This is a genomic window from Blautia sp. KLE_1732_HM_1032 (genome assembly GCF_025147905.1).
Lineage (GTDB): Bacteria > Bacillota > Clostridia > Lachnospirales > Lachnospiraceae > Blautia_A > Blautia_A fusiformis.
In genome coordinates, this window is the sequence record NZ_CP102266.1 from 1,682,574 (window position 1) to 1,700,541 (window position 17,968).

The 17,968-nt window shown below is 50.8% G+C and carries 17 protein-coding genes; 3 read left to right on the forward strand and 14 right to left on the reverse strand.

What is annotated here, in order from left to right:
- Positions 1-191: 191 nt before the first annotated feature.
- The 13 genes from NQ489_RS07935 to NQ489_RS07995 all read right to left on the reverse strand — a co-directional run bounded on the left by NQ489_RS07935 (position 192) and on the right by NQ489_RS07995 (position 12,804).
- Positions 192-2,621 carry a VirB4-like conjugal transfer ATPase, CD1110 family gene (locus tag NQ489_RS07935; RefSeq protein ID WP_370866625.1) on the reverse strand — a complete coding sequence of 810 codons (2,430 nt, stop codon included), beginning with the start codon at positions 2,619-2,621 and terminating at the stop codon, positions 192-194.
- Positions 2,539-2,925 (reverse strand): PrgI family protein, encoded by a 387-nt coding sequence (locus tag NQ489_RS07940; protein WP_003500106.1) that lies wholly within the window; start codon positions 2,923-2,925, stop codon positions 2,539-2,541. The genes NQ489_RS07935 and NQ489_RS07940 overlap by 83 nt, the downstream gene beginning before the upstream one ends.
- A gap of 44 nt (positions 2,926-2,969) precedes the next feature.
- Positions 2,970-3,623 (reverse strand): DUF7007 domain-containing protein, encoded by a 654-nt coding sequence (locus tag NQ489_RS07945; protein ID WP_012743496.1) that lies wholly within the window; start codon positions 3,621-3,623, stop codon positions 2,970-2,972.
- A 9-nt stretch (positions 3,624-3,632) separates the two neighbouring features.
- Positions 3,633-4,274 carry a septation protein SpoVG family protein gene (locus NQ489_RS07950; protein WP_227945607.1) on the reverse strand — a complete coding sequence of 214 codons (642 nt, stop codon included), beginning with the start codon at positions 4,272-4,274 and terminating at the stop codon, positions 3,633-3,635.
- 42 nt (positions 4,275-4,316) lie between these two features.
- Positions 4,317-5,183, reverse strand: coding sequence for a VirB6/TrbL-like conjugal transfer protein, CD1112 family (locus NQ489_RS07955; RefSeq protein ID WP_005927637.1), 867 nt, complete (start codon positions 5,181-5,183; stop codon positions 4,317-4,319).
- Positions 5,184-5,223: 40 nt separating this feature from the next.
- Entirely contained in the window at positions 5,224-5,439 is a 216-nt protein-coding gene (locus NQ489_RS07960) for a Maff2 family mobile element protein (protein WP_016306504.1), read from the reverse strand.
- An 89-nt stretch (positions 5,440-5,528) separates the two neighbouring features.
- Positions 5,529-7,352, reverse strand: coding sequence for a VirD4-like conjugal transfer protein, CD1115 family (locus NQ489_RS07965; RefSeq protein WP_227945608.1), 1,824 nt, complete (start codon positions 7,350-7,352; stop codon positions 5,529-5,531).
- Positions 7,349-7,819: a PcfB family protein gene (locus NQ489_RS07970; protein WP_227945609.1), complete on the reverse strand. Its 471-nt coding sequence runs from the start codon at positions 7,817-7,819 to the stop codon at positions 7,349-7,351. Before NQ489_RS07970 ends, NQ489_RS07965 begins: the two co-directional genes overlap by 4 nt.
- 91 nt (positions 7,820-7,910) lie before the next feature.
- Positions 7,911-8,960, reverse strand: a complete 1,050-nt coding sequence (locus tag NQ489_RS07975) for a hypothetical protein (RefSeq protein WP_227945610.1) — start codon at positions 8,958-8,960, stop codon at positions 7,911-7,913.
- A gap of 14 nt (positions 8,961-8,974) precedes the next feature.
- Positions 8,975-9,688 (reverse strand): antirestriction protein ArdA, encoded by a 714-nt coding sequence (locus NQ489_RS07980; protein WP_015555149.1) that lies wholly within the window; start codon positions 9,686-9,688, stop codon positions 8,975-8,977.
- Between the two features lie 4 nt (positions 9,689-9,692).
- Complete coding sequence (locus NQ489_RS07985) at positions 9,693-10,778, reverse strand: DNA cytosine methyltransferase (RefSeq protein ID WP_227945611.1); 1,086 nt, start codon at positions 10,776-10,778, stop codon at positions 9,693-9,695.
- Complete coding sequence (locus tag NQ489_RS07990) at positions 10,765-11,121, reverse strand: DUF7768 domain-containing protein (protein ID WP_003500157.1); 357 nt, start codon at positions 11,119-11,121, stop codon at positions 10,765-10,767. Before NQ489_RS07990 ends, NQ489_RS07985 begins: the two co-directional genes overlap by 14 nt.
- Positions 11,122-11,430: 309 nt before the next feature.
- Complete coding sequence (locus NQ489_RS07995; protein ID WP_330671021.1) at positions 11,431-12,804, reverse strand: ParB/RepB/Spo0J family partition protein; 1,374 nt, start codon at positions 12,802-12,804, stop codon at positions 11,431-11,433.
- A gap of 128 nt (positions 12,805-12,932) precedes the next feature.
- Here NQ489_RS07995 and NQ489_RS08000 point away from each other — a divergent pair, with 128 nt between their 5' ends.
- From NQ489_RS08000 to NQ489_RS08010, 3 genes are all read left to right on the forward strand, one after another.
- Positions 12,933-13,658 carry a hypothetical protein gene (locus NQ489_RS08000; protein WP_044961821.1) on the forward strand — a complete coding sequence of 242 codons (726 nt, stop codon included), beginning with the start codon at positions 12,933-12,935 and terminating at the stop codon, positions 13,656-13,658.
- Between the two features lie 446 nt (positions 13,659-14,104).
- Positions 14,105-15,277 (forward strand): site-specific integrase, encoded by a 1,173-nt coding sequence (locus NQ489_RS08005; protein WP_021652077.1) that lies wholly within the window; start codon positions 14,105-14,107, stop codon positions 15,275-15,277.
- 17 nt (positions 15,278-15,294) lie between these two features.
- Positions 15,295-16,638, forward strand: coding sequence for a tyrosine-type recombinase/integrase (locus NQ489_RS08010; RefSeq protein WP_021652076.1), 1,344 nt, complete (start codon positions 15,295-15,297; stop codon positions 16,636-16,638).
- On the opposite strand, the gene NQ489_RS08015 is transcribed toward NQ489_RS08010, so the two are convergent.
- A complete protein-coding gene (locus tag NQ489_RS08015) occupies positions 16,635-17,471 on the reverse strand; it encodes a tyrosine-type recombinase/integrase (RefSeq protein ID WP_158526512.1) in 837 nt (278 codons plus the stop codon). The two genes, NQ489_RS08010 and NQ489_RS08015, sit on opposite strands and share 4 nt — an antisense overlap.
- Between the last annotated feature and the right edge of the window lie 497 nt (positions 17,472-17,968).

The following is a 17,968-nucleotide window of genomic DNA, read 5'->3' on the forward strand; positions in this document are numbered from 1 at the left end:
CCGGTATCCTCGTCCTCAAACCGCAGACGCCGGGATGGTGCGGGGGAAGGTCCTTCCCGTTCAGCCGGTCCGGGGCGATTGCCCCCGGTATCCTCCGTCGGCCCCGGCCTCTGAAAATTCCGTTTGTCCGGTTTCTTTCCGATGACGTATCCCTCCTTTCCAAACCTCGGGCCAACATGGCCCGAAGTGTGTTATGCCCGGTTCATTTCCTGTTTTTTGTCCTCCGGGCGGGTGGTCATAATGGCGTACAGCTCGGTATTCTGCGGGAAGCGGTCAACAAACGGGATGGTGGTATTCCCGAAGAACAGCAGCCCTTCGCCGGAATTGGTATGGGTCACATAGGAAAGCTGGTGGGGGCTGATCCCAAGCTGTTTGGCTAAAATCTGCCGGTCCCCCTGTGCCTGCGAGAGCAGCACAAGGAAGTCCGAGTTTTCAAAGATGTTCTCGATCTCCGGGCTTGCCAGAAAATCCTTTACGTTCTGCGTTAAAGCACTCGGAACGCACCCTTTTTTTCGCAGCATTTTCCAGATCGCCACACAATAGCTTGCCGTCAGCCGGTCGCGGAGCAGCACATGGAACTCGTCGAAGTAGCACCATGTAGCGATACCACGCAGGAAATTCATGGACACCTGCGAGTTTACCAAGTCCTGCATAATGAGCATGGCAATCGTCCGAAGCCCGGCCCCCAGCTTTTTTAAGTCAAGGCATACCAAACGGCGGTTCAAGTCCACATTGGTTTCATGGTTGAACACGTTAAGAGAACCCGACACATAGATTTCAAGGGCAGTTGCCAGCCGTACCGCCTCGCCCTCCGGCTGGGAACAGAGCAGGTCATACAGGGTTTGGAGGGTCGGCATTTTGCTTGTTTCCGGGTCCTGCAAGTGTTCCCGGTACATCTGGCGTACACAGCGGTCAATGACGGTACGCTCCACCGGCTGCAAGCCGTCCTTGCCGCCAACGATCAGCTCCATCAGCGACAGAATAAAGTCGGCTTTCAGCGCCATCGGGTTTTCCTCGTCGAAGCTCAAATCAATGTCCATCGGGTTGATGTGGTGGGGGCTGTCCGGGGCGATCTCGATGACCTGTCCGCCCAGCCGCTTGATAAGGGGCGAATATTCGCCCATCGGATCAACCACAATGATCCGGTCACGGGTGGCAAGGAACACGTTCACAAGCTCCCGCTTTGCGGCAAAGGATTTGCCGGAGCCCGGCACGCCGAGGAACAGGCCGTTGGGATTTTTGAGCTTCTTCCGGTTTGCCATGATGACGTTATGGGAAAGTGCGTTGAGCCCGTAATAGACGGCTTCGCCATCCATGCGGAGCTCCTGCGTCATAAAGGGAACGAAAATGGCCGTGGAGCTTGTCGTCATGCCGCGCTTGATCTCAATGCCGTTATGGCCCAGCGGAAGGCTGGAAAGAAAACCATCCTCCTGCTGGAAGTCCAGCCGCTTCAAGGTGCAGTTGTATTTCTGGACGATACCGGACACCGTGAACAGGTCATTGTCCAGCTCCCGGCGGGTCGGGGCCATGTTTACCACAAGGAAGGTCAGCAGGAACATTCTTTCATTCCGGCTCTGTAAATCTTCCAGAAGGGTCTTTGCGTCGTTGCTGTATGTTACGAGGTCGGGCGGAAGTATGTCCATGTCGTACCCTGACCGGGCTGCCTTCTTTTGTTCCTCCACCTTCATCTTGTCAATGTCGGAGACTTTGGCCTTGATGGATTTTACGGCGGCGGCCTGATCGACGGTTTGGATATGGAGGGTGATGGTCATTTCCGCATCCATTTCCAAAAGCTCCGCCAGCAGCTTGTCCGAGAGCTCCGAGGCCAAAATCTGCAAGTAGGAGGCGGCGCCCCAAGTCGTCCCCACCCGGAACAGACGGCTGAAACGGAAGTCGAAGCTGTCCGGGGCGATAAAGTCTTTGGTGGAAAGCCCGGTTTTGGGGATCATATCCCATGAAAACCGGAAGGGGGAGCCGCTGCCGGGGTGGAGCTGCCCGTGAAGAAGCTCCAGCCGTTCCAGCCCCGAAAGGGAGCGGCACTTGACGCCCAGCTTTTTGAAGTTCCCGCAAATGTCCGCCTCTACACGTTCCAGCCTTGCCCTGGCGGTGGGAAGGTCGTCCACGTTCACGCCGAAGGTCAGGAGCTTTGTGCGGACAATGCCGTTGTTGCTTTTGGCGATCTGGTTTTCCAGCATTTCCACATACTCACACCGGACGCTGTTGTAATCATCGTCCTGCATGGGGATGTTCACGCTGTACCGGCTGCCCGGGCGGCTCCGGTGGTTGAGGAAGGAAAGCTGGAACGGAAGGCTGCTGTCAAAGTAGTTAAGGCAGGCGCTCCACCCGTCAAAGATGGCCGCCTGATCTTCGGACTGTGCGAGCTGGTAGTTGATGTCCTCGTATTCAATGGTTTTGGTGTAATAGCGGTCCGCTACCCGGCACACCCCGTCCCGGTACATTTCCCGGTAAGGGAGGGTCTGCTGGGCGGTGGTGGGAATGTTCTTTCCTTTCGTGAACAGGCCGGTAAGGCCCTGCTTTTCAGGCTTTCTGCCTGCGGGCTTTCCGGCCCTTCTGCTGTTTCGCAATCGGCTGCGCCTCCTTTCTGGCGCTAAGCAGCGCATAGAAGTTTTCGGTTTTGTAAGGCCGCACACGGGGATAGAGGAACCGGGTGCGGATGATGTTTTTCAGCACTTTTTCCAGCGGTAGACCGTCTCGTTCATACATAGCCAGAAAGAAGAACGGGAGCATGAGGCCGATCATCAGGAACATGGCGGCACTGTTCCCGATACTGCCACGGGAAAACAGGTAAGCCGGGAGGCCCACCGCCGCTGCGCTGGAAAAACAAACAAGCTGGCGCTTCGTTAGGTTGAAGGCCAGCTTTGTCTTGATTTTGGAAAGGTCTTTTGGTACTGGCACATAGGCCATTTTGTTACACCTCCTTTATTGCTTCGGGCCAGTATGGCCCGAGGTTATCTTGCGGCCTCTTTGGCCGGGGTTGTACTGCGGGCGGCTTCGGCGGCCTTGCGTCCGCTCTGCCTTGCCCGCCAGTATTCGGGATTATACTGCCGGATGGACTGATTGAGGTTTTCTTCAAACTGCGCTTTGTCCTTAATGCGGTCGGGGATGTTCCACAGCTTTTTGTCCAGCAGCTCCCGAAGCACTACGCTTTCCTGCGCGTCCTCCTCATAGCAGATATAGCCCTTGTCCTTGAAGCCGCATTTTTTGGCCGCTGGGGAGAGGACGGCGGCTACCTCGTTTGCCACCATCGTTCCGCCGTGGCTGGCGGTAGATACCAGAAACACCCCCGGACAGAGAACTTCACAGCTCTGCACCTCGCCCCACGGGGAGCTTTTCGGCGCATGGAACATTCCGCCCGTCCGGTTCCGGTCCGCCTGCATGAGAGCCGCCTTTTCCAAGATGGCCTTCAGCTCCGGGGAAAAGTAGGCGTATTCCCGCAGGACACGGGCGGCGTCCCCGCCGCAGGCGTTCATCAACAGGGTATAGGCATCGCTGTCCGCTTTGGTACAGCGGCCCAGCAGTTTTCCGTCGTAATAGCAGGCTGCGTCATAGCCCGTCCGTTTGCGTGGCATGGTTTCCGCCTCCTTTCTGCTTCGGGCCAGCATGGCCCGAGGTCAACGCTCTGCACTGCGGCTGGGCTTTTCCTTCGGAGGCCGTTCTGCCTTTGCCTGTTCGGCAGCCGCTTTTCCGGCTTTGAGCTGGTCGCTGATGGACGCACGCCCCACAGAGCCGCGCTCCGCCATCTGTTCCAGCTTTGCCTCATAGGCTTGCAGAACAGCGGTATTGAGCTGTTCCCGGAACTCCTTTGTGACAGGGTAGACCATATCCCGGTAGCCGCCTTTGCCGTCTGGCTGGCTGGGCATCCCAAGAAAGAGCCCCTTGCTGCCCTGTACGATTTTCAGATTTTCCACCACAAAGCAGTCATTGAATTTCACGCTGGCAAAGCCCATGAGGTTTTTCACAGGTTCGATGACCCGCACGCTTACATCCAGCTTCAACGGTGCGGCCGGGGTGGTGTTTGCAACCTTTTCCTGCATGGTTTCCTCCTTTCCGACGGGAACAAGGTTCCCGTCCTTGTAGTCATAGCCTTCCGCCCGGAGTGCCGCCAGCGTGTCCGCCGATACGCACCCGGACAGTTTCAGATCGGTTTCCACCATAAAGCGCATGGTGTCTGCTTTAGAAAATTCTTCGGGGAGCTTTCCATAGAAAGCCGGGTGCGGCTGTCCGTCCGCACCCTGTTTGTAACGCCGAGGCATACCGCCTCCTTTCCGCTTCGGGTCAGCATGGCCCGAAGTCTCTTAATGGCAGCCGAAGATGGATTTTGCAAGACTGCCTGTTTTGAATAAGGTAAAACACAGCAGCACCGTATATCCCACGCAGCCCCAGATCGCCCCGATGGGGTCGCCGTCGGTGGCGATACTCTGGATCAGCACCGCATAGATGGCGACACAGACTAAGATCAATAGACCTTGAAAGCCCACCGCAAAGAGGGAGCGGAAATAGTTCTGCCCCATGTGTCCGGTTTCCCTGTTGGGGACTGTGGCAAACGGGATAGGCGCTAAACTTGTGAGTAAATAAATTTCAATCATACGGCCATATACGATGACGAAAATCACGATGTTTAAGGCAATCATGGTAAGCTGGATCAGGAAGGACTGGAGCCAGAGTCCGAACAGAGGGCCTAACTCCATCGCCTCAAGCTCTGTCCGCAGACTGTCCAGCACATCCGGCGTGATCTCTGTCCCGTTCTGGATAATGCCCGCTGACTGCTGGATCACATGCTGGCTCACATCAAAGACCGCCAGCACGATATTGAAGGTATTCGTCAGGATCATCACAGCCACAAAGGTTTTGAACACCCACTTAAAAAACATCCATGTGTCAACTTCATGGAGGTTGTTGCGTTCTATGAGCATCTGTATCAGTTCATAGGTCATAACAAAAGTGAGGATGACCCCGGCGATTGGCAGAATGGCAGTTTCGGAGATCTGTCGTATCATGGAAAAGACCCCGGCGTTCCAGTCCGCCGGGGTCGTGCCTACCTGTGTGGCGATCTCGCCAACGCTCTGATTGACGTTATCGAAAAGGCCATCCAGATTTCCCATGATACCATCGACGAGCAGACCTTTCAGCCATTCAACGATTGCGTCGATGATAAAGTCCATACATCAGCTCCTTTTCTGGAAAAGGGACAACGGGTGACACTTAGCTGAACAGGCCGGACAGCAGAGGGATAAGCTGAAGGCCGATCAGAACGACACCGCCGCCCGCCATGAGCTGCTTAATGCCCTGTGATTTTGCCGCAGGGTTATCCGACCCGTAACCTTCCAGAAGGTTGATGACGCCCCATACCGCCAAACCAGCGCCAAGAGCCATGACCAGAATTTTAAGAATGTCGATTGCCTGATTGAAAAATTCCATATACGTTCCTCCATTTTGTTTGTTTGATGGTTTTGGGTACAAAAAAAGCCGCCCACATCGGCGGCGCTTCGGGTCATCATGGCCCGAAGTTACACAAACTCGTCGCTGTCCAGATCATCGAAGTTCAACAGGTCAGCTTCTTCGTCCGTGTCGGAGCCGTCCACTTCGTACACCGTGTATTCGTCCTCCGGCTTTAGTCTCAATGGCCGGTGGCGGAACAGGCTTTCCAAGCGGAAGGCGTTTTTCTTTTTATCAAATTCGGCTGTGTACTTGTAATTCGGGTGCTTTTTCAAGTCATACTTTGGGGATAGAAAAGGCGGGAGCCCCCTAAGCTGCAAGATACATTTATCCCCGGGCATGGTGGTGATCTCGCTGGTGGTCATCAGCTCCCGGCCAAGTCGCTGCATATTCTGGCTGTAACTTTCAGACTGTCCCCGGCTTCGGCCCTCGGTCTGCATGGAGATGGTGGCCTTGCCCAGCCAGTTTTCCGAAATATCCTTTAGGGTGGAAGCCTCCCGGCCTCCGAGGAATACGATACTGTCCATGTTGCCCATGATGGTTTCGGAATGGTCTTTGTACAATGCCTTGCACTGGCTCATTGCCTGATAAAAAAGCGTCAGGCTGATCTCACGGGAGCGGATGACGGCCACAATCTTTTCCAGCCCCGGCACCTGCCCGGTGTTGGCAGCCTCGTCCCACAGCACCCGCACATGATAGGGCAGACGCCCGCCATAGGTGTTGTCAGCCCGTTCACACAGAAGGTTGAACATCTGCGAAAAAGCGAGGGCAACCAAAAAGTTGTAGGTGGTATCCGTGTCGCTGATAAGAAAGAACAGCGCCGATTTTTCATCCCCCAGCTTATCCAGCTCCAGCTCGTCATAAGACATGATCTTCCGTAGTTGGGGAATATCAAAGGGAGCCAGCCTTGCACCGCAGGAAATCAAGATGCTTTTGGCTGTCTTGCCGCTGGCGAGCTTGTATTTCTTATACTGCCTCACGGCGAAGTGCTGGGGGCTGCGGCGTTCCAGCCCGTCAAACATATAGTCCACCGCATTTTTGAAGGTTTCGTCATCCTCCCGGACTTCCATGCTGTTTATCATTTCCACCAGCGTATTCATGTTGCGTTCTTCCTCCGGCCCCTCAAAGACGATGTAGGACACAAGGGCGCAGTACAAGAGGGTTTCAGCTTTAGTCCAGAACTCGTCGCCCTCCTTGCCGTCGCCTTTGGTGTTGGCGATCAGAGCAGTAACGAATTTCAAAACATCGCTTTCCGTCTTGATATAGGCCAGCGGATTGTAGTGCATGGATTTTGAAAAGTCGATACTGTTGAACACCCGCACCCTGTATTTCTCCCGTTGCAGGAACCGCCCGCACTGATCGAGGGTGCCGCCCTTCGGGTCTACCACCACATACGAGGAATGAGCTTGAAGGAGCTGCGGGGTCAGCCAGAACCTTGTCTTACCCGAACCGGACGAGCCGATGACACAGGCGTTTAGGTTCCGGGCATTGGCGGGTATTTTCGGACGGGTGTTCATGGTCAGGAACTCCGTCCCGGTCAGAATGACATTGTTCTGAAATTTAGGGTCTACAAACGGCTTTATATCCTCCTTTGTTCCAAAGCGGGCGGTGCCGTACTCCGCATCCCGCCGGAATTTTTTCGCCTGCCTGATCTTTGACTGTATCAGCAGATACACCCCAGCCGCACCGGCAAGGCCCACCAGCAGGTCAATACCGCCCAGCCCCGGCCAGTAGGTTTCAAAGGCTTTGGGGAAGGTATCGAGCATCCCCATGAGCTTTGTCCCGAAGTCTGTGCCGGGGGCGATCCGGTAGGCCGTCCCGATTTTAGAGAAGAACCAGAACACAAAGAGGTATGGCAGGTTTGGGAGCACATATTTTCTGATCTTGTCACTCAACGTCCGTCCTTCACCGCCTCTCTGGTTCGCTGCTTTTCCTTTGCCTGTGTCCTGATCTGCTCCGTGAATTTCCGAAGCTGGCCGAGGATGGAAGCCTTGTCCTGCTCTTTGTTCAGCACCTTTGCGCTGTACTTCTGGAAGGCCGCCGTGATAGCGTCCGCCTGATTGGCTTTGAAAAACAGCAGGTAATGACCGGGGCTCACTTTATGGAAAGCGTAGTCCACATGGAACTCCTTCGCGATCCGGTCAAAATCTTTTGGAGCTCCCACATAGGGCATGGTGCTTTTGCCGCCATAGTGGTTCATCAGCTTTTTTACACTCTGGCGTCCCTGCGGGGTCAGCGCCTTCCGGTGGTGCTTTTGCAGCACCCGAACCACCTTGCCAAGAGCGGCAGCCAGCACTTTTCCTGTGAGCTTCGTTGTCCTGATCGAAAGGGCAACCGTTTTTTGGTTTACTTCTTCCTGCATAAAACCTCCTTTCCGTCGGGGTTCCCGCTATCCGGGAGGCCCCCGTACAATCTCGGGGAACAGAAAGCCTCGGGCCAATGTGGCCCGAGGCTTACCGCTCGGCATCCCTGCCGGACGGAGCTTTCTTTTCCGGCTCCGTCTGGACTTTTTCGCCCTGTTCCCGCATGGTCTGCAAGATAGAGGGCTTCTTTTGAAGCTGGGAGGGCTTTTCGCCGGACAGCGGCTTGATACATTCCAGCCGGTCAGCCGCCCGGATGGCGTTGTCCGTGAGCTGCCTCTGCCATGCGCCCACGCTGGGAGCCCAGCGGAAACCGTTGCTTTTCAGCTCGGCCCGGGTGTCCGCGTCAGGCTTTCCGTCAAAGAACACCTGCAAGCGGTTGTCCTCCCGGTTCATTTCCACACGGCCCCCGTCGAACTCCCAGCCGGAAAATTCCTGCTGTGCCTGTTTGGAAAGCTGTTCGATACGGGCCTTTATCCGGCGGATCTCCGCATTGTTGTTAGTAAGCTGGTAGCTTTCAAAGGGCCTCGGGTCGCTCCGCCAGCTTGACGCCATGCTTGCTTTCAGCTTTTCAATCTGGTCCGGAGACAGCAGCACACAGCCATCCAGCTTGCCATGCTTGCGGTAATAGGCGTTGACCTCCTTCATAATGAGCTGGGAGCGTTCCAGCCCGTCCAGCTTCTTCTGGAGCTTTTCAATGGCCGCCGGGTCATCGGCGCTGATCCCGCCCATGCCGGTACTGCGTATCTTATCCAGAAGCCCTTGAATATACCGCCATTCCTCCATGTTGCTGTCCCGGGCCCGGTTCTGTTTTTCCTTCTTTCCCACCGGGAAATTGGCAGGTCCGGCGATCATCATAGAGGGAACCCTTGCGTCAATGGCAAAGCCCTGGTTCATGTTTTCGGCCAGCTTGCGGGCGTAGGTGTCTAACAGATGGTCGATCTTCTCATGGTACATGGGGTCCACCCGCGATTTCTGCTGTTCCGCTATGGCGGCGGCCTTGTCTACCATTGCCCGGTATTCCGCCGTTGCGCTCCCTTCCTTGTAGTCGGAAAAGCTGTTCATTTCTTTTGCCCGGCGGGCGGCTCCTTCATTGATAGGGTAATAGTTGATGGTATGCACCTCCTTTATGCTTCGGGCCATGCTGGCCCGAAGTCCTACCGTTCTTCATGGGAAGGTCCCGCCTTGTCCTTTTTCGGAGCGGGTGGGGCTTCTTGAAACCGTTTGAGTGCAGCGAGAATGGAGTGGACAGGCTCGGCCTTTTCAGGATAGGCAAATATCCGGTGTTCCGGCGGAATGTCCTGTGGCCCGTGGTAATACTCCTTGAAGCCCTCCGGGACTGCCGACACATACCCACCGGGAGCGAATACGCCGCCCTCGTTGATACGCACATCCCGTCCGTATGCTTCATAATCGAAGTAGTTCTGAATGTGCTCCGGTATGTCGATGGTCCCAAGCTCGTCGGCGTACAGACGGCCCAGCCCTTCATCATCAGAAATATCCGGGTAAAAGCGGTAAAGGTCAAGGTTCTGCGTCAGGTTTATCAAATCCTTCACGCTCCGTGTGTGGTTTCCCAAGACAAGAGCGGCTTCAAAGGTTTCCAGTCCGCCCTTATCCCGTACTTCCAGCAGAGCGTGGCCCAGCTCGTTCAGCTCGTCGATGTTCTCACATTCGTAGAGATGATCGTAGAGCCCCAGCACATCGCTGTCAAAGCTGGTAAAGAACACTTCGCTGTACCGTTTCCCATCTATCCCGATTTTGGCAAGGGCGGCCTGCAACTCCTGTGTCGTCGTGGGGAAATGTACCGTTGTCCCTACCTCGATCCCCATTAAGGGGTACAGGGCTGTATTGGTTATATAGGCTTCAAACATGGGCTTATTCCTCCTTTCCGGCCCGGTCAGCCAGCACCTCATAGATCCCGGCCATAATGTAATCGGCACAAGGGAGGGCAATCGCGTTTCCCAGCGCCTTGTAGCGTTGCAGAGGCCGAATCTCCACGCCGTCCGCCCCGTACTTTGTCCAGCCCTCTGGCAGCCCCATCAGCCGTTCACTTTCTGTTTCCGTCAGAAAACGGATACAGCCGCCCTCCGGGTCGCCCTCATACCAGAAGGCGAAGGGCGTCACGTCACTGGCTAAAAGAGTGGGAAAAGGGTCAGTTGGTAATCCGAAGCTGTTTCGGAAGGCCGTTTCTTCCTGCCTTTTTGCCGCTCCCCGCATACGGAAGCACTGAAAGGGGTGGATGACTGGTATCTGCCGCCCTGTTTCAAAAGAAGCTGTTCGATCTCCTTCGGCGGCGGCCCGCCCGCCCTCTCCGCAAGGCGGAGGAAGTGGGAGCATTGGACGGGGCTTAAATAGTATGTCTGCGGCACGTCTGCCTCCAAAATCCGCCACGACGAAAATCCGCTGCCTTCGTGCCAGCCTTCGGGTGCCTGCCCAATACTGGGCGTCCATGAGCCGCCAGCACACATCAGGCGTTCCCCCTCGCACCATTCCGGCGTTACCCCATCTTCCCGAAGGAGGCATTGGAACTTCGGTGTCCGAGAAGGCGGATAGGACGGCTCTAAAGTCCATCCGGTCATTTGTAGAAAACGCTCCCATGACGTTTTCCCAAACAGCGATAGCTGGATATAGGTTATCAGTAGCATCCCTCATTTCCTGTATGATACGAAACGCCTGATAGAACAGGCTTGATTTTGCCCCGGCAAGGCCGGAGCGGTTGCCGATCAGAGAAAGGTTCTGACAGGGGGAACCGAAGGTAATTACATGAACCGGCGGGATTTTCCCGCCGTCCACCTTCGTAATATCCCCCAAATGCACCATGTCGGGAAAGTGCCTTTTGGTTATGGAGATGGGCGCTTTTTCAATCTCACTGGCCCATACCGGACGGATACCGCACCGGGAAGCAGCCAGAGGGAACACGCCAATCCCGTCGAAAAGGCTTCCCAGCTTAATGTCCGGCATGGCCCGGGGTTCCGTGTCCCTTCACGGCAAGCACCCCTTCCAGTGTGGTCGCCGCAATGCCCAGCCGCCCGGCAACCGCAATATCATTTTTTACATCCTCGTCCACAGCGCTGCCGCAGACAATCAGGGTGTGGGAGCGCCGCAGCATATCCCGGCGCATATCAATCCCGGCCTTGTGTTCCTCGGGAACGCTGTCATTCAAAAACAGCGGCAGATACAAGAGCGGGCAGATTGGGGAAAAGCCCGCCTCATAAGCAAGACGGCAGTAGTGGGCCGCCAGCTCCATATCAACATCCGGCTCGCCGCTCCATGCGGCGGTCAGGTATGCTAAAGGTCGTTTCATTGGTTGAGCCTCCATTTCTGTTTTGGTTTAGGGAAAAGCAAGAGTTCGCCCAACCCCTCCGCCCCTTCCCCCGGGAAGGGGAACGGCTCTGGAGAATTTATATCCCCGTCGCTTGACCGAGAAAAAGCATAACCGGGAGAAATCCGTCAAGGGTGCCTCTGGCACCGCCTGCGGCGGCGCTGCCCTTGACTGATTTTCCCGGCTATGCTACGGAATAACTGGCGACGGGGAATAATTTATATCTCCAGAGCTTCGGGGCGCGGGGCAGAGCCCCGCAATCCTCGGGCCATGCTGACCCGAAGTTTGGGCTTACTTTTCCTGTTCGGTTTTCTTCTCCGGCTTTTCATGTTCCTTCTGCTGACCCTTCCAGTCGTCCAGCAGCTTGATGATCTGGTCCTTCATTTCCCTCGGCGTAGTTTCCTTGCCGAAATACTTGCTCAGTTCCGCACCTGTCAAAATCACTTTGTCTACCTCCTTTTTGTCCTCCATCATAATGCCGTCGATCACATCCCCGTTGAGCAGCTTCTTTTCGTCCAACTCACGCATACGCTTTGCCTGCGCCTGTGAAGGCGAGGACTGCTGGCTGTCAATGGCGACGGCGATATAGTTCTGGTTCTTCTTGCCGATATAGGAAAGCTCCACCGCCGTAGTAAAGCCCAGCTTTTTTTCATCCATCAGCTTCATCAGGTCGGGAACCAGCTCATTGAGCCGGATATACCGCTGCACCTGCTTGACCGCCATCTTATTGCGCTCGGCTACAATTTCGTTGGAGCGTTTTCCTGCGTCCTTCGGGTCAATCTGGCCCGAAGTGCGGGAGCCCTGGTGCTTGATGGCCTCAAGCTGCATTTTCAAGGCTTTGGCCCGCTCACTGGGGAGGATTTCTTCACGCTGGTTGAGATTGTCCTCGACCATCTGCGTGATGGCTTCATCGTCCGTCAGATTGCGAACAATACAGGGCATATCCGCATATCCGGCAAGCTCGCTGGCCTTCTGGCGGCGGTGGCCGGACACGATCTCATAGCCGCCATCCTCACGGGGACGGACGATAGCGGGCTGGGTCACGCCCTTGTCCTTGACGCTGGACACCATAGCCCGCATTTCTTCATCATCCCGAACCTCAAAGGGATGGTTCTTGAAGGCGTGAAGCTCGTTCAGCTTGATATAAACGATCTGTTCCTTGCCCCGGTGTGGTGCATCCTTCGGTTTTTCGGGTTCCTTCGGAGCGGGAGCGGCCTGTACCGTTGGCGCCGTTTTTTTCTCCGGTTCCTTTTTGACCTCATTTTCCGGTTTCTGTGCGGGAGCTTCGGGCTTCGGGGCTGCGGCCTTGTCCTTATCTGCTTTCGGGGGACGGCCCCGGCGCTTCGGCTGTTCCGGCTCTTTGGGTTTTTCCTCCGCTTTCTTCGGAGCCTCCGGCTGCTTTTCCGGTTTTTCCGTTTTTGCCGGGGCAGGCTTTTCCCCGCTGGGAGCTGCCGCCCGTTCCTCGACCTTCTTTTCCTTCATAATTTCAGCGAAGTTATAGACGGAAACCTGCGGGTTCTTTACCTCCGGTTCCGTCTTTTTTTCCGGCTCCGGAGAAACGGAAACCTTCTCCGGCTCTTTTGGGGGAGCGGGAGGCGTTTCCTTGCCCGGCCCGCTATCCGTTACCGGCTGTTCCGGCGTTTTTGTGGTTTTATCATCTGCCATAAGCATTTACCTCCTGTTTTTTGGCATGAAAAAAGAGGCTCAACTTTTCAGTCAAGCCCCCGTGGGAAGTTCCTCCTTTCTCCGCCATGATACAAAAATACCGCCCGTAGTCTCGTTTGGGCGGTACTTTGTGTAAGATTGGCAGTCCATTATTAAGTTTTTTATTATGTTCCCTTTGTACACCGTTGCAAGATTTAATCGAGCAATTTTATATAAGCCTTAGAGATGATTTTGGAAAGGAACAAATCGTTAGTAACTATAATCAAATAAAGAACAAATTTAATGAACTGAATCATATTCAGTTTATTGGAAATGAAAATTACTTTCTGATAGAAAGAACTAAGGGGATAAGTGCGGAGAAAAGTTTCAAAGAACATTGCATAGCGATAGAAAAAATATATAATGATATGAAAAAAAAGCATTCCCCACAATTTTTAACAAACCAACCATATTTAAATAAAAGTTTTGTTTTGCAATATTTTAGAAAAATGTATCAAGATATGCTTTCTGTTATTGATACGCCGTTTCTTTTCAAAAAATATATGGAGCATTATTCTTTGATATGCCTGGATGATATTACAAAAATGAAAAGTTTCTTGGAATCAGAAATCAGACCAATATTTGAATCAAAAAGTTATTTTGAGATTGTTATAAAAAAAATAGAATTGCTGAATGAAGTTGAGATATGTACAGCCCCAAATGGGAAATCCTACTATAGGATTTTTAATGTTCAGAATTTTATTGAAAGCATAGGATTTACGCCGGCGTTTCTGGCAGCGTTACTTATGGGAATTGCTGATGCAGGATATGAAATAAAATTTTCAAATGTAATGATAATTTCTAAAGTTGTTTAAAAATTATACGCAAAAATAATAGAATAAGGGTATGGGGCATATCAATAAGTTCTCTACTCTTTTATTGTATTTAGAGAACATTAACACAAAAGCACTTGTTTGTATATCGTTTGCTTGGCTTGTTTACAATTGATAAGAATTGAGTGAATTCCAAGCCCAGAGCCGCTTTGTGGGGAGTAAGTCGGCTTTGCATTTGTGAGATTTCTTGTATTCTACATAATTGCCAATCATTTTCCTAATAGTTGGATAGTATGGACTTGCTGACCGGAATATTCATTCATCTATTCTTATCGAGGTAGAACTACTGGCAACGTATTACAGAATCATACGAAAGAAATGACTACTGAGGAGTTAGATATGGATTGCAAAAGATACATGATCTGTTTATGGTAAAATGTAAAATATCTTTACGATAAGGAAATAACACACAAAGGAAAAAACAAGAAATGCAAGAACACACAAGAACTCCCGTATTTCAGGAAAAAAATGGCACCTGGAGACATCTCACTAAAACTGTGAATTCCCTCATCTGCACTATTGAATATGGCAGCAGTGCCGGTTTTTCATCAAAGGAAGACGCCCTAGAGAGTTACCAGCAGTCCATGGATGCTTACCAGGATCAAATATCCAGGTTAAAAAAATCCCGGAACATGCCGTTTACTTTTTCGGAATACCTGAATTACTGGCTCAGAGATGTCTATACACCGATTTTTAACAGTTCCAGTGCCCAGTTGCGTAATCGATGGGTGATAGAACTGATCATACTGCCGCATCTTCACAAAGATATCCTCCTTGACTGCATCAGTACCGGTTATATTAATAAAGTTCTGGGAGACTGTCAAAAAGTCTGTACCAATGGAGGATATTACGCTTACCGGCTTCTTCATATGGCTCTGCGTTTCGCTTACTATAATTCCTATATTCCGGATATTAACTTTCAGGAGATCAGACATTATCCGGAGCCTGTGAGAAATGTAACGTTTTATTCCAACGAACAGCTTCGCAGATTTCTGGACGTAGCTTCACATTCCAGCAGTTATCTGGAGATTCAGCTGGCACTTTTCTGTGGCTTGAAAAAAGGAGAAATTCTTGGGCTTAGATATTCAGATTTCCATAAAAAAGAATGTACAGTAAAAATACAGCGTATATATACCATACAGCGTAATACAGAAGATGGCTATCAGTTCAAAAAGCTTTCCGGAACCAGACAAAACCGTACCTTAAAAATCCCTTCTTTTATTTTCCAGGAACTTGCCATACGCAGAAAAAAGAACCTTTCTATCCTGGAAAAATATCCATCCGAAACCAAATATAAATCCAGCATCTGTCTTGGCCCGGCTGCAAAGACAAAATCCGACAACACACTTGGGGTTTCTTTAAAACAGATCGCAATAGAAGCCGGCCTCCCTGTAGTCTGTATGGGTGACCTCCGCTATATGTTTGCCCGTTTTCTTATGGAACAGGGATTCTCCCTGGAGACAATTTCTGCCATTCTCGGTCATACAAAACTAAATACGACTTTGGCATTTTGTAGTATATTCCCATGTGAGGAACCCGAAATAGGCATAGTCATCGGAAACACCTTGGATCCTGTTTTTGAATCCGGAACAGAGCGGTGAGAAGGAGAAATCTATTTATGCAAAAGAAAAAATATCCATTGTTTCCAGCCGTAAAAGAACCCTTTTTCTATGGAAATATTATTTCTGGACGATCACTGGGAGATGTGGTTTACCTGGCATCCAGGAAAAAATACTGTTTCCGTCTTCAACTGGTTTTTGAATCCGGTGATGTTAGGACGGTACAGAGAACCTCATCTGACAAGCAGACGGCCCGTATGGAAAGGGATCTTGCACTGATGCACATTGCCAGGGGAACTTTCATCCCTTTTTCTTATACAGTCAGGGAATTCTACGAATACTGGTTTTATCATCATATGATCGGAGAAAAACGAATTTCCTATAATACCTATACTTCTTATCGCAGCATCTTGAATAATCATATCCTTCCCGTGATCGGACACCAAAAACTTGATTGTCTGCAGAGAAAAGACCTGATCCGGGCATTACGGAAGATTCCTTCAAGAAATGTACAGCGTACCGCCATCGGAATGATATCAGGGTCTCTGCGCTATGCACAGGAACGGAGTTATTTTCCAGTAAACATATACAGCGGTCTCAATTATGAATTAAAGAAATCCGGTCTTTTTCAAAAAGAAACGAAAACAGAAGCAAACGTATATACAGTAGAACAGGATGCGCATCTTTTACATCTCTGCCGGAAACAGGAACCACAGATCTATCTTCCTATGCTTCTTGCCGTTACTGCCGGTCTCAGAGTATCGGAGGCGATCGGACTGAAATATGAAGATATTGATTTTCTTAATAAAAAACTTACCGTGACACGTCAGCTCGGAAGAAGTCTGTATCCGGAAAACTCTCATATAGAGCGGCCAGCATTGTCGCAGGAAATCCAGCTGAAAACAGCGAGGAGCCACCGGCAGGTAGAACTGGCAGACTTTGTCCTTGACGAGATTCTGCTGGAACGGCAGCGGTATGAAAAACGCAAAGCAGAAGATCCAGGCTTTCAGAATCTGGGATATATCTGCTGCCAGAAAGATGGACGCTGCTATAATCGCAGATTTTATACAGATGCTTATAATCGGATTCTGCAACAATGTGAATTTCCAAGACTTGAATGGAGAAAATTCCGTAATACCTATGCGACAATTCTGTCTGATTATCAGGTCCATATCAAAACAATTTCTCAGTGTCTGGGACATTACAGCCCGGATTTCACCAAGAAAGTTTACGTGTTTGTAAAAGAGCCGGACGTTTATGACATTTCTCACGCAATCGGGGAATATGTTTCTACGAACCGTCTTCTACCTGTTCCCCGTAGCTGGAAAGAAACAGATGTCTACCTGCTCCCAGGAGATTCCGTCTACAGGGAATATTTTTTGAATAATTTTTATTCCATTTAAAACATCACTGGTAATATAAATTTCATAGTGGAAAGTTCTCCCTGCGGTTCCGCAATCTGCTGACACAGGGTCAGCATCCGGCTGGGGTTTGTATAACCAAAGAGCTCCATGATCCTTTTAATATGCTTTTCTTCTTTTATAAGACTGGCAAGATACATATAGCGAAGATCTCCCATTGTGATACCAGGCAGGCCTGCAGCCTGCGTAATCTTTTTCAATCTGGTGTTTAATGCTGGAAGTGTCTTTGTCTTTCCGTATGGTCCAAGACAAAGAACATCTTTTTCAGCCAGGCCTGGATATTTTTTATGGATGCGCTCATTCTGAGATTTTCTGCATTTAATTTCATCAAAAAGGAAATCTGGCACAGGTAGGGTGCGGTAGTTACTTTCACCACGGAGCTTTCTGTTACTGTATTTTTCTTGTCCTGCTTTTGATTCATAATGCTCATTGGTACTATAATTTCTGATATGCATCCCAGTTACGGTAACAGTACCTGCTCTCAGATCAAAACTGTCATACTTAAGGTTCAGGATTTCCCCGGCTTTCAGTCCGCAGTAAAGTGCCAGGGCAAATTCAAGATAATGGGAAGCCGTATCATTTTTTGCAGCTGACAGGAAACAGGAAAGCTGTTCCGGCGTATAAAGGATCAATTCTTTCTCAATTGCAGAATAATTTTTCAAATCCAGGAAAAGCCACAGATTTCCAATTTTGTTTCCAAGCCCATTTGTTATGAGAATACGGAGAAAACGGTGTAAAGAAGCTGCCGTATTTTCGCTTTTTATGCTCACACGTTCCAAAAGTGCATTCAGGAATATCGCATATGTCTTTTCCACGGGCAGCCCCATAGCTGGAAGATTCGGCTCAATAACACTAAAAATCATCTAGCGGTAGTAAGCATCTGTACTGCTGCTGGTTGAAGTGGGAAGGTAATTGTTGTAGTACCAGTATTCCAGGTAATCTTCCAAAGTGATGCCTTCTTTCTTTTCGGTTGTTTCTTTCATGTCTTTTTTCTTTTCTGTCATCAGCCATTACAGGCCGTTTTTTGGTCAGTTATAAGCGGATTTAATTTCTGCTTTTAACTCTTACATTACTGATATGTATGATTTGCATTCTATTATCCCTCCATTTTTATCAATTTTTGACAAAATGAAAAAATTTTTTACTTAGAATATTCCGAAATGAAAAAAGACAAATTTTAGCACTTTGGAAAAAGCAAACGATTTCCCTTGAATTTATGAAATGACCTGTATTATAATAGGATAATTAACGGCATATGCTAAAATAAAAACATAAGTGACCATGTGCCATTTTTTGAGTCAAAACGGCCTGG